Below are 12173 nucleotides of genomic sequence, written 5' to 3'. Positions count from 1 at the left end.
CTTTGGCCTTATTGGACCGGCTTCAGACGCAGAAGATGCATGAGACGCATGCGGTTGTTGTCGTGGTTTTCCGGGTTCATCACCGGATCCTTGTCCGTGACCCAGCCGGTGAAACGCTTGCTGGAATACTGGTACCATGTCGGGCCATTGAAGACGGGAACGACCGGGAAATCGTCGGCGATGACAACCTGAATGTCGTTGAAGATCTTCTTGTGATCATCATCGGAAGACGACTTCAGATACTGATCGAAGAGCGCATCGAGCTTCGGGTTGGAGTAGCGTGGCGCGGCGACGGTGAGCTTGCCGGCATAGGCCGTTGACAGGCTCTGATAATAACCCTGGAACGGGGTGGCACTGTCGGCGCGCGAGTTCATGACGACATCGAAGCTGCCATCGAGGAGCTGCTTGCGCCACTGCTCGTATTCGGGCGTGGCAATGGAGGCATTGATGCCCGCGGCGCGCAGCCCTTCGACGGCGATCTGCACCGCGTCGATCCAGTCGGTCCAGCCGTTCGGCACGATGATCGGGAAGGTGATCGGCTTGCCGCTCGGCGTCGTGCGGAAGCCGTCGGCACCCTTCTTATAGCCGGCATCGTCGAGAACCTTGTTCGCCTTGTCGGTATCGAAGCCCATGAAGGCGTCCTTCTCGCCTTCGGCGGCCTTATCGCGCCAGGATTCGAAGCGCGGCGGCAAGCCGCTGGCGTGCAGGTTGACGACCGGATAGCCGAAGCCGGCAATATCGACCATCGACTTGCGGTCCATCGCCAGGCTGAAGGCATGACGGAAGTTGAGGTCCTTGAAAGCCTCGAGATTACCGGCATTCGTGGATTTGAAGTTCATCTCGAAGGCAACGGTTTCCGCTGGCGGCTGCCAGTAGCCGTTGTGCTGCGGATCGAGCGCGACGAAGGTCTTGTCGATCTGCGGCAGGAACGAGCCGATCCAATCGACGGTGCCTTCCGGCAGCAGCGCCAGCATCTGGTCGTTGCCCGAGATCTGCGGCAGACGCAGGCAATCGACGTGCAGCGCCGCCGCATCCCAATAATTCGGATTGCGGCACTGCTCGTAGACCTGCGGCGTAAAGCGGCGAACCTCGGTCATCGGACCGGATCCGACGGGCTTCTCGTTCTTGAAGGCGACCGGATCGGCAACGTCCTTCCAGACATGCTCCGGCACGACGGCGAGATCGGCCAGGGATTCGGGGAATTGAGAATTTACGGCCTTGAGGTTGATCTTCACCTGCGTCGGCGAAGGCGCCTCGACGGAAGCAATCGTTTGGCCAACGCCGACGGTATCGACGGCGGGGTTCTTCAGCATCAGATCAATCGTGTATTTCACGTCGGCCGAGGTCAGCGGCTGGCCGTCCGACCACTTCACGCCGGGACGGAGATCATAGGTGATCGACATCAGATCATCTGAGAACTTGTAGCTGGTCGCGAGACGCCAGACCGGCTTACCGCCATCATTGGCGTTGAAGATGACCAGCGGCTCATAGATGAAATCCACCGTGCTCTGGCGGCGCCCGGCCAGATCGAACGGATTGAAGTTGCTAACCCAGCTGGTCTGTTCCTCGATATGCATCGTCAGCACGGATTCGGCCGCCGTGGCGATGCCGGAACCGAACGCCAGCGAGGCGCCCAGTGCCGCCGCTGTCCAAGACGTCCGGTAGAAGAGATTGCGCAGTGTCCTTTTCCTCATTCCCATTTGTCGTTCCCTCTCGTTGTTTTCGAGTAGTCAATCAAATTGATTTAATCGTGAGTTTTGAGACTCGTCAATCGCTGATTGGAAATCAACAGGGATCGATTGGACGTGATGGGACGCAGCCGCCGATGAGGCGGTGACCTCGAGCAATTGGGGTTTGGTAAAATCGTTGCGGTTCGCCGCTGGCCGTCTGCAGCGGAAAGGCGAACAGGGCATTGATGCCACATGCCGATGATATGGAACGCCACCCCGATGCCGACACATTGAGAGGCGGCATCGAAAGCGCGGGAGTTAGGCGCGGGGGAAATCTATCATCGAACGGCCGCCACCGCGGCATTCACGGATATGACGATGCAGTCGCAGCACCATTGCGATCGAAATCGCAATACAATCTCCGCTCAGTCGAGCGGCTTGTAAGCCACGACGTCCATCTCGACCTTGACGTCGACCATCATCGGCGACTGAACGGTCGAGCGCGCTGGCGGGTGATCGATGAAATGTTTCTCGAATACCGCATTAAAGCTCGAGAAATCACGGGCATCGTCCAGCCAGACATTGACCTTCACGACATGCTCGAGCGTGCAATCGGCAAGCGCAAGAACATCCTTGATATTGGCGATAACTTGCTCGGTCTGGGTCACGATAGTGCCGGCGACGATTTCACCATTGATGGTCGGCACCTGGCCCGAGACATAAACAAAGTCGCCGGCGCGAACTGCCTTGGCGAAGGGGCGCCGCTGGCCGCCAGCCTGATTGTCGGCAACATCGAAACGGATCAGCTTGTTCTTGCTCATAATATATTCGGTCTCTCTCTATTGTCGAAGCCGCGGCCGCTATTGCCTCATCATTGTGAGGAGCGGCCAGCTCCTTTGGCATCTTCATTATCCGTCGCGGCGCTGCCACGCTAGATCGTTTCGTGTCGTTTTATGAGCATTCGCAGGCATTCCAAACCTGGCTCAACTAAAACATGAAGTTCACCGCCATTAGAAATTAAAGTTATTTCAAAATGTTACGGTAGAAAGTTACTATGTCGTCGGATCGAACGATGAAGTCGGCACACTGGAGATGCGATCCAAAGAGCATATCGCGTCCTTTTGTCAGTCCCTGCCCCGATTGCCTTTTCTCCTCTGCGCCTGATAAGACAGGAGCATATTTCGTCATATGATTGATTGACGTTCAGGAGGAGTTGTCATGGCAGAACTCGCGCAATTGCTTGCGTCCATCCGCATCCCGGATCTGGTGGGAAAACGGGTGTTGATCACAGGTGCTTCGACCGGCATCGGCGCTGCCGTCGCACGGGCCTTTGCCGCGCAGGGGATGAAGGTCGGCCTTCATTTCAACGCGAGCCGCGAACCGGCGGAAAAGCTGGCGGCTGAAATCAAGGTCAGCGGCGGCGTAGTCCATCTGATCCAGGGTGACGTCTCGCAAGGTGGCGAGACCGAACGCGTCGTCAAGGATGCGGCCGAAGCGCTGGGTGGCCTCGATGGACTGGTCAACAATGCCGGCGGCATGCTGGGACGGCTTCCCACGGCTGATATGACGGATGAGCATTACGACCGGGTGATGAACCTCAACGCCCGCTCCGTGCTCGCGGCATCCCGCGCGGCCCACACCTATCTCAAGCGACAGGGTGGCTTCGTGATCAACACGACTTCGATTGCCGCGCGCAATGGCGGCGGCAACGGCGCGATCCTCTATGCAGCCTCCAAGGGGTTCGTCTCAACGATCACCCATGGTCACGCCAAGGAATTCGTCAACGACAAGATCCGCGTCAATGCGGTAGCACCTGGCGTGATCGCTACGCCCTTCCACGAACGCTATACCAACGACGAACAGATGGAAATTCAACGCAAGACGATCCCCATGGGCTTCGTCGGCACGCCGGAGGATTGCGTCGGCGCCTATCTGTTCCTCGCCTCCGCAACGCTGTCCGGCTACATCACCGGCCAAGTCGTTGAGGTCAATGGCGGCCAGCTTATGCCATGACAGCGGCCGATCGACTTCATGCGCCGGACAATGCTAGTCTTGCCCGGCGCGGCGGCATTCCCGTCGCAGAAGATGGAGCGCATGCGAGATGGCAAAGACGCCCATTCAGGACGACATCAAAACCTCGATCGAACTGACGCATCCGGAGCGGGTCTATTGGCCCGACGACGGGGTTAGCAAGCAGGATCTTCTCGATTACTACGCTCTGGCCTGGCGGCGCATGGCTCCTTTTGTCGTTGATCGCCCTCTCGCGCTGCTCCGCTGCCCTGATGGCATCGGCGGGCCACGATTCTTCCAGAAACATGCCTGGAAAGGCATCAATCCGCATATCGAGGAGATTGCCGATCCCGAAGACAAGGATGCTGCAAAGCTTCTGAAGATCGAAGACTTCGACGGACTGGCCGCCCTCGTTCAGTCGGCGGCACTGGAAATACATCCCTGGGGCACGACCACCCGTCATTGGGAAAAGCCCGACATGATCATCATGGATCTCGATCCGGGCGCAGACATCGCCTGGGGCAAGGTCACCGCCGCGGCGAAGGAAATAAGGGAACGCTTTTCCGCCCAGGGATTGACGTCATTCCTAAAGACCTCGGGCGGCAAAGGCCTGCATGTCGTCGCGTCCCTTAAACCGCAGGCAAACTGGCAGCAGGTCAAGGAGGCGGCCGAGACAATGGCGCATGCGATGAGCGCCGATAGCCCGCAGACATATTTGTCGGTCGCCAACAAGGCAAAGCGGACCGGCCACATCTTCGTAGACTACCTGCGCAACGGCCGCGGCAATACCGCCGTTGCCCCTTATTCGACACGCGCAAGAAAGGGCGCCGCGGTTTCGATGCCGATCAGATGGGAGGAGTTGGACGGCAAGATCGGTCCGGCTTCTTTCACCGTTGGCAACGCAGCCTCACGTTTGAGCCAATCGACCGCCGATCCCTGGGCCGAGTTTTTTGCGGCAGCATCGCCGCTCAAGGTCTGACGCTATAGAAGAAACGGGACCAGCGCTGGCGTGCTGGCCTTGTAATCGGCATAAGCCGGACCGAAAGTCTCACTCATCCAGCTTTCCTCGATGGATACGCGTCGCAACACGGCATAGAGCACCGCGACGATCGCAAGGACGGCGGCGATATCGCCGCGTGCAATTGCCGAACCGACGATGGCGAGCATCAGACCGGAATAGATCGGATGGCGGACAAGAGCATAGGGGCCGGAACGGATCAGCGCGTGATCCTCCTTGAGCGTAATCACGCCGCTCCAATTGCGGCCGATGTGGTAACGGGCCCACACGGCGAAGAGCAGTCCGGCGACCGTCAACGCCGCGCCGATCGTATAAAATGTCAGATCCTGCGGGATTAGACGAAACCGCAAAGGCCCTAGCCATGAAGGATTGGCTACCAGAAGGAAAGCGCCGATCCAGATCGGCGCAGTATTGCCAAGCCGCGATAAAGGGTCTTCCTGGCGTACGGTTTTCTTGACGCCGACGGACGCAAAGAGCCAGATCAGCAGCCAGATGACCCAGCACGCGGGAATGAATTGATAAAAGAGCATCGCTCACGCCATATCTTTATCCAGCTCCGGATAGTGCCGGAAAATACCGTCCTCATTGAAGGGGATGCGGCGATCGGATTGAAGATAGCGAGCAATATTGGGCAGCTTCATGACAGCGGCGTGCAACGCCGTCAAATGCGGATAGTGCTGGCCGAGACGGGCGGTCGCGCGTGGAAAAGCATAGCGCAATCCCTCGTGGATCTGGAACAGTGAGAGATCGACATAGGTCAGGCTCTTGCCGAAAATATGGTTCGGTCCATCCGGGTTTTGCTGCAGCACACGCTCGAAATATCCGAGGAACTTCGGAATACGATTGTCGATGAATTCGGCGGCACGGGCGTTGGCCTCTTGCTTCTGATCCTCGTAATATTTCGAAGTGGCGATGGGATGATGCGTATCGTGTACCTCGGCGACGAGATCGGTGATGGTCAGTTGCAGGCCATTCAACACATGGCGCTGCCCTTCGTCCTTTGGTGCAAGACCGAATTTCGGGCCGAGATACATCAGAATATTCGCCACATGCGGAATGATGACGTCGCCGTCCTTTAGAAACGGCGGAGCAAACGGGATATTGGACCCTTCGCCATTTTTCATGACCGCCAACATGGCCGGCATTCCCTGCCCTTCGATAGCCTCGCCACGGCAGATATCGACATAGTCGGCACCGGCCTGCTCAAATGCCAGTCGGACGAATTCGCCACGTCCCTGGATGCCGTCCCAATAGTAGAGTTCATAAGGCATTCGGCTTTCCCTCCCGAGAATTGAAAACGGCCACCAGCAACGATCGGCGTGAAGCACTGGCTGGCCTCGCGCAGAAATCTAGCGCCGGCATTTCGGAACGGAAAGGCGTCGACGATCGCAACCCGGCGAAATGACGTCACATCACCGGCCAATGCACGCCAACCTCAGAATTCGGCCTTCACACGCCGCCTATGAATGCGCCCGGTGTTCATGACGTTTACGTGTCGCGGCCGCCTTCTTTGCGGAAGCCGAGCGCTCGGATGCTGGCCGTTTTGCGGCGGCGCGTCCGCCGATCTTGCCGCCCTTCTCGGAAGATTCATGACTTTCCGGATGGCCCCGGCCCGAGCCGGACTTTTTGCCGCCGCCGCTTTCCTTGTTTACGGTCGCCCAGGCGCGACGTTCCGCCTCTCCATGAGAAACGCCGCGGTCCTCATAGCCTTCCTCGATATGCTCGGCTTTCCGCTTCTGCTTGTCGCTATAGGCGGATTTATCTCCTCGTGGCATGGTCTTTCTCCTCACTATGGAAGAAAGACCAACACGCCGTCACGGAAAAGGTTCCGATACGTGGCCGGGAGAATTGCGGTTGGCCGATAACGGCCATAAGCGCCACTCATGCCGTGGCGTCACCCGGCGTTTGGCTGATGCCGGGAAAAACATGCCGACGGAGCGGTCGATGATCAGGATGAGGATCAGTGCCGCCAGAAGATAGATCGCCGCAAGCACGAGAAGGGACGTCACATCACCACCTCCGCGCTGCCAACAAAACACAAGTGACGGCATACCGCGACGATCGTCGCAACAGTCATTTCCAGATCATCGATATGGCTGCGGCTCATCGCGTGGCTCCCTTTTCACTTGGTAGCATCGCTGTGTGACAACTATTTCGCGATCGGGACCCAAAATACCGAAATTACTGCGAATATTGTGCCTGCGGCAGCACAAGAAGAAAGGCGGCTCGATGTCTGCCATCGAACCGCCCTCGTCTTCACCGCACTTCTAAAACCGGCGCGCGCTCACGCCTTTACAACTGCGGCTTTCTTCGATGCCTTCTTTGCCGTCGGCTTGGCGATCACCTTGCCGGCGGCGGCCGCATGCTTGCGCTTGGGCTTGAGTTTAGCCTCGCCTCCAACAGCGATGGCGACACTTTCGTCGAGCGCGACGCGCTCACCACTCGCCCGTTCCCAATGTTCGACATCTCGGCCGAAGGGATGACCCTCCTCCTCCCAGATGGCATATGCGCGCTTCTTGATCCATTCATCCCGAGATTCCAACATCTGCTGTTCTCCGTTCGCATCATTGAACATGGTTTTGATGAACAATGCCCGTTCTTGAAACGCGGGCTTTCACGCCTCCCCCGAGCACCGAGACGCCATGACTTTATAAAATGCCAAGCTCGTTTTCTTCGGTCTCGGCTCTCGAACCGCAGTGGCGCTTCAAACAAGAAACAAGGTTACCGTGGGGGACAGTAGCGAAGCAGCCGAAGCACCCTAAGTATGAAGGTGCCAACAACTGTCTTCAATTAAAAATATCTAATAGGATGAGTTTAAGCACCATAATCGCCCAAGGATCTGCGATCGCAAACCCGCTCATTGCAGCTTTTGCGGGCAAAGATATACTCGCGCCATGATCGACCTGGTGGATGCCCATTGGGGCCAAATTCTCGCTGTCCTGTCCATTACGTTGGGGGCAGCAGCCGCAATCCATGCGGCAATGACCAAAGAGGATGTTCGCGCGGCGATCGGCTGGGTCGGTGTCGTTATCCTGTCGCCCATCATTGGCGCCGCGCTCTATGCTTTCGCGGGCATCAATCGCATCCGGCGGGCCTCGCTCAGTTCACAGCGGGACGCACTTTTTCGCAAGGATGCGAATGGAGAACTCTCCAGCTTCGATGCCGAGGACCACCAGGTGCGGCGGCTTTTCGGCGAGCGTTTCGGCTCGATGAAAACGCTCGGCGATCGCGTCGTCCGCTATACGATGAGCACCGGCAACACGATCGAAATGCTGACCAGCGGCGATGCCGCCTATGGCGCGATGAAAGCCGCGATAGATGGCGCCGAACGCAGCATCCTGATGGAAACCTATATTTTCGATCGCGACCCGATCGGCCTGCGCATCGCAGACGCCCTGATCGCCGCCGCCAAACGCGGCGTCAGCGTGCGCGTGCTGATCGATGCCGTCGGCGCCCGCTATTCGGTGCCGAGCATCATGGGCTATCTCAGCGAGGGCGGCGTCGATGTCGACGTCTTCAACGGCAATGTCATCATGGGCCTCAGACTGCCCTACGCCAATCTTCGCACCCACCGCAAGATTCTGAGCATCGACGGGCGGATCGCCTTTACGGGCGGCATGAATATCCGCCAGGGATTCACTCGAGAATTTGCCCATGACCATTGCGCCCGCGACATGCATTTCTGCGTGACAGGCCCGGCGGTTGCCGATCTCTTCAACACCGCCGCCGAGGACTGGCGCTTTACCACCGGCGAGGTCCTCAGCGGAAACGAATGGCGTATTGCGGCGCCCTCCAATGAGCCGGGAGCGCCGGTCTTCATGCGGGTGGTCGCCTCTGGTCCCGACCGCAGCGTCGAGACCAACCACAAGATGCTCATCGGCGCCTTGTCGGTGGCGCGTAAATCGATCCGCATCATGTCGCCCTATTTCCTGCCGGATCGGGAGCTGATCAGCGCCTTGGTCACGGCAGCCCGTCGCGGCGTTGAGGTCGACATCGTCGTGCCGACCGCCAACAATCTCGTGCTTGTCGACCGCGCCATGACGGCGCAGTTCGACCAGATGCTGAAGAACTATTGCCGCATCTGGCGCGCCGAAGGCCCGTTCAATCATTCGAAGCTGCTGGCGATTGATGGAATCTGGGCCTATGTCGGCTCTTCCAATCTCGATCCCCGCTCCCTTCGGCTCAATTTCGAGGTGGATCTGGAGGTGCTCGACCGCGGCTTTGCCGGCACGATCGATGCCCATATCGGCGCAATCCTGGAAACGGCGCGTCCGATCGATCTCGAAAAACTGCGGGCACGTCCCTTTGTCGTCAGGCTGATCGAGAAGGTTCTCTGGCTCGGTTCGCCCTATCTCTGACGGTCGAGCCTCATGGACAATCTGCCCCTGTCGCAGCCTTTTTACATGACAAGACCAATTGTCGCTTCTTATACTCCCTTGCATGTGCCCGACATGATCTGATCAAAGAACGGTCGACGGATAGATGAAAAAGAAGAAAGAAAGTCTCCGTGCGAGCATTCTGGAAAGCCTGAAGAGCCGAAACAAATCGCGCTCCAAGCCGGCCGGCAAGCCTGATCGCCCTGAGGGCACGCTGATCGCCTCCTACAATGTCCATAAATGCGTCGGCGCCGACAGGCGCTTCGATCCGGAAAGAACCAGCCGGGTCATTCATGAAATCGATGCCGACATCATCGGCCTGCAGGAGGCCGATACGCGTTTCGGCGAACGCACGGGCATCCTCGATCTGCGCCGGCTCGAACGTGAGACCGGGCTGATCCCGGTGCCTGTCGCCGGCGTTACCAAGGCACACGGCTGGCATGGCAATGTCGTTCTTTTCAAACAGGGCACGGTGCGCGACGTGCATCAGATAAGCCTGCCGGGGCTGGAGCCGCGCGGCGCCCTGATCGCCGAACTGGAACTGGCGCGCGGCGGAAGTCTCAGGATCATCGCCGCGCATCTCGGCCTGCTGCACCGATCGCGGGCGCAGCAGACCCGCTTGATCGTCGACCTGATGAGCGACGGCGGCGAGATCCCGACCATCCTGCTCGGCGACCTCAACGAGTGGCGGCTGGGCGACCGCTCATCGCTCAATACCTTCCAGGCCGCCTTCGGCCCGCTCCCTCCCGCTGTTGCAAGCTTTCCCTCGACGCTGCCGCTTCTGGCGCTCGATCGCATCATGGCAAACCGCCGCGGCATGATCTCGGCGGTCGAGGTGCATGACTCGCCGCTGGCGCGGGTTGCTTCCGACCACCTGCCCATCAAAGCCGTCGTCAGCCTGGAAACACTGGAGAGTGAAGCCGAAGCACGATCGCAGACCGCATAAAGCAGGCCGCGCAAAAGTGTGCAGCGGTTTTGCGACAACGACATGCGCAAAATCAAAGACCTAAAGCGCGAGAAGCGAACCTGAACGATGGCGATGCGCCTCAGGCATCATCGATATGCTTCGTGTTGACTTCGCATATATAGGGGATGACTGCCGGAAAATGATCTTATAACCTGCTCGCCGAAAAGACCGATCCCGGAGACAATCATGCTGAAAACTCTATTGCTGACTGGCGCCGCCGGCGGCGTCGGCCAGGCAATCAGGCCGCTTCTGTCGCAAATCGCCGAGAGCGTCGTATTGTCCGATCTGACGCCGATAAGCGATCTGCGTCCGAACGAGCGTTTCGTTGCCTGCGACCTTTCCGATCGGGGCGGCGTCGACGCCATGGTCAAGGGCATCGACGGCATCATCCATCTTGGCGGCATTTCGGTGGAGAAGCCTTTCGACCTGATCCTGCAGGGCAATATCGTCGGTCTCTACAATCTCTACGAGGCGGCGCGCGCCGCCGGCAAGCCGCGCATCGTCTTTGCAAGCTCCAACCACACGATCGGCTTCTATCGCCGGGACGAGCGGATCGACAACAAGGTGCCGACGCGGCCGGATTCGCTCTATGGCGTTTCGAAGGTGTTCGGCGAAGCAGTCGCGAGCCTCTACTTCGACAAGTTCGGCCAGGAGACGCTTTCGGTACGTATTGGCTCCTGCTTTCCCGAGCCGCGCAATACGCGCATGCTGGCCACTTGGTTCAGCGTCCGGGATTTTCTCTCCCTTTGCGGCTGCGCTTTCGACGCCCCAAGGCTCGGGCACACGATCGTCTACGGCGCCTCCGACAATGACGAACAATGGTGGGACAACAGCAACGCTGCCTTCCTCGGCTGGAAGCCGCGCGATAGCGCTGCGCCGTGGCGCGCCGAAATCCTGTCAAAAGCGCCGCCGGAGGATCCCAACGATCCGACCGTCATCTACCAGGGCGGCGGCTTCGCTTCGTCCGGCCATCCGGAGGACTGACCCTCGGGCAATTCCAGGAAAACTACGCTGCGGCTTTCCTGGAATCGCTAGAAAACAACGAGATGGGGCGGCTCAGAGATTCGGTGAAAACCGCCTCAGCCGCCGTTGCGGAACAGCTTCCAACGGGTCGGCCTGAAGGCGATGCGGTTGCGATCCAAAGCATCCGCCTTGTTCGGCGGCAGCTCGATCTCGATAGGATCGTGCTCGGCACCGATGTTGATCTCAAGATGGCGGGTGCCTGCCACGCGCCTGCTGGCTACGAGCAGACCCGCGATCGCACCGCCATCGCCGTCAGGAAGCTCGATATCGTGAGGGCGGAAATAGAGAGAGGCTTCGCCATCGGGCTCATGCGGCGTGCTGAGCCCGAGCGGCTTGTCGTCGAACCAGATCTCCCCGCTGGTGATGCGCACCTTGAGACGGTTGGACTGCCCGATGAAGCCGTAGACGAAAGGAGAATTCGGCGTGTCGTAGATCTCGTCCGGCGTTCCGACCTGCTCGATAGCACCCTTGTTGAGCACGACGACGCGGTCTGCGAGTTCCAGCGCCTCTTCCTGGTCATGGGTCACGAAGACGGTGGTATGGCCGGTCCGGTCATGGATTTCCCGCAACCACTTGCGCAGGTCCTTGCGGACCTGAGCGTCGAGGGCGCCGAATGGCTCGTCCAGAAGCAATACGTTCGGCTCGACCGCCATGGCACGCGCCAGTGCCACGCGCTGGCGCTGGCCGCCGGACAGCTGGGCCGGATAGCGCTTCTCCAAGCCGTTCAGCTGCACCAGCTCCAACAGCTCCAGGGCACGCCGGCGAATTTCTTCACGCGGCGGACGACGCGATGCCGAGCGGACTTTCAGGCCGAAAGAGATATTCTCCAGCACGGTCATGTGCCGAAACAGCGCGTAGTGCTGAAACACGAAGCCGATATTGCGCTGCTGCACCGTCTTTCGCGACGCATCCTCTTCGCCGAAGAAAATCTGCCCCTCGGTCGGCGTCTCCAATCCGGCAATCAGACGCAGCAGCGTCGTCTTGCCGGAACCCGATGGACCAAGAAGCGCAATCAATTCGCTCGAGCGAATATCCAGGGACACATCATGCAATGCGGGAAAGCGACCGAATTCCTTGCGCAGGTTTTGAACGCGAACTTCCATCAAGAA

At 59.0% G+C, this 12173-nt stretch carries 13 protein-coding genes; 5 read left to right on the top strand and 8 right to left on the bottom strand.

Features of this window, described 5'->3' with window-relative positions:
- Positions 1-8: 8 nt before the first annotated feature.
- Together FP026_RS15615 and FP026_RS15610 are read right to left on the bottom strand one after the other, a co-directional pair.
- Positions 9-1694 (bottom strand): ABC transporter substrate-binding protein, encoded by a 1686-nt coding sequence (locus FP026_RS15615; RefSeq protein ID WP_432444123.1) that lies wholly within the window; start codon positions 1692-1694, stop codon positions 9-11.
- A 401-nt stretch (positions 1695-2095) separates the two neighbouring features.
- On the bottom strand, positions 2096-2491 hold the full coding sequence (locus tag FP026_RS15610; protein ID WP_149635520.1) for a RidA family protein: 396 nt from the start codon (positions 2489-2491) through the stop codon (positions 2096-2098).
- 397 nt (positions 2492-2888) lie between these two features.
- Between FP026_RS15610 and FP026_RS15605 the strand changes: the two genes are divergently transcribed.
- The gene (locus tag FP026_RS15605) at positions 2889-3683 is read left to right on the top strand and encodes an SDR family NAD(P)-dependent oxidoreductase (protein WP_149635519.1); all 795 of its coding nucleotides are present in this window, start codon (positions 2889-2891) and stop codon (positions 3681-3683) included.
- 88 nt (positions 3684-3771) lie between these two features.
- Positions 3772-4659: a non-homologous end-joining DNA ligase gene (gene ligD / locus FP026_RS15600; RefSeq protein WP_149635518.1), complete on the top strand. Its 888-nt coding sequence runs from the start codon at positions 3772-3774 to the stop codon at positions 4657-4659.
- Positions 4660-4661: 2 nt separating this feature from the next.
- Here the strand turns inward: ligD and FP026_RS15595 are convergent, their stop codons facing one another.
- From FP026_RS15595 to FP026_RS15575, 5 genes are all read right to left on the bottom strand, one after another.
- The gene (locus FP026_RS15595; RefSeq protein WP_149635517.1) at positions 4662-5228 is read right to left on the bottom strand and encodes a methyltransferase family protein; all 567 of its coding nucleotides are present in this window, start codon (positions 5226-5228) and stop codon (positions 4662-4664) included.
- Between the two features lie 3 nt (positions 5229-5231).
- Entirely contained in the window at positions 5232-5969 is a 738-nt protein-coding gene (locus FP026_RS15590; RefSeq protein WP_149635516.1) for a glutathione S-transferase family protein, read from the bottom strand.
- A 189-nt stretch (positions 5970-6158) separates the two neighbouring features.
- Positions 6159-6473 (bottom strand): plasmid stabilization protein, encoded by a 315-nt coding sequence (locus FP026_RS15585; RefSeq protein WP_149635515.1) that lies wholly within the window; start codon positions 6471-6473, stop codon positions 6159-6161.
- A gap of 39 nt (positions 6474-6512) precedes the next feature.
- A complete protein-coding gene (locus FP026_RS15580) occupies positions 6513-6707 on the bottom strand; it encodes a hypothetical protein (RefSeq protein WP_149635514.1) in 195 nt (64 codons plus the stop codon).
- Between the two features lie 275 nt (positions 6708-6982).
- Entirely contained in the window at positions 6983-7243 is a 261-nt protein-coding gene (locus FP026_RS15575; RefSeq protein ID WP_149635513.1) for a DUF2934 domain-containing protein, read from the bottom strand.
- Between the two features lie 349 nt (positions 7244-7592).
- Here FP026_RS15575 and FP026_RS15570 point away from each other — a divergent pair, with 349 nt between their 5' ends.
- The 3 genes from FP026_RS15570 to FP026_RS15560 all read left to right on the top strand — a co-directional run bounded on the left by FP026_RS15570 (position 7593) and on the right by FP026_RS15560 (position 11025).
- Positions 7593-9056, top strand: a complete 1464-nt coding sequence (locus tag FP026_RS15570; RefSeq protein WP_149635512.1) for a phospholipase D-like domain-containing protein — start codon at positions 7593-7595, stop codon at positions 9054-9056.
- Positions 9057-9180: 124 nt separating this feature from the next.
- The gene (locus FP026_RS15565) at positions 9181-10020 is read left to right on the top strand and encodes an endonuclease/exonuclease/phosphatase family protein (RefSeq protein ID WP_149635511.1); all 840 of its coding nucleotides are present in this window, start codon (positions 9181-9183) and stop codon (positions 10018-10020) included.
- 207 nt (positions 10021-10227) lie between these two features.
- Positions 10228-11025, top strand: a complete 798-nt coding sequence (locus tag FP026_RS15560) for an NAD-dependent epimerase/dehydratase family protein (protein WP_149635510.1) — start codon at positions 10228-10230, stop codon at positions 11023-11025.
- A gap of 95 nt (positions 11026-11120) precedes the next feature.
- Here FP026_RS15560 and FP026_RS15555 read toward each other — a convergent pair whose 3' ends face one another.
- The gene (locus tag FP026_RS15555) at positions 11121-12167 is read right to left on the bottom strand and encodes a sulfate/molybdate ABC transporter ATP-binding protein (protein ID WP_149635509.1); all 1047 of its coding nucleotides are present in this window, start codon (positions 12165-12167) and stop codon (positions 11121-11123) included.
- Positions 12168-12173: the final 6 nt, after the last annotated feature.

Source organism: Martinezella tropici (genome assembly GCF_008370325.1).
Taxonomy (GTDB): Bacteria; Pseudomonadota; Alphaproteobacteria; order Rhizobiales; family Rhizobiaceae; genus Rhizobium; species Rhizobium tropici_B.
The sequence above is the reverse complement of the archived record's forward strand: the minus strand, read 5'-3'. Positions and strand labels throughout refer to the sequence as shown.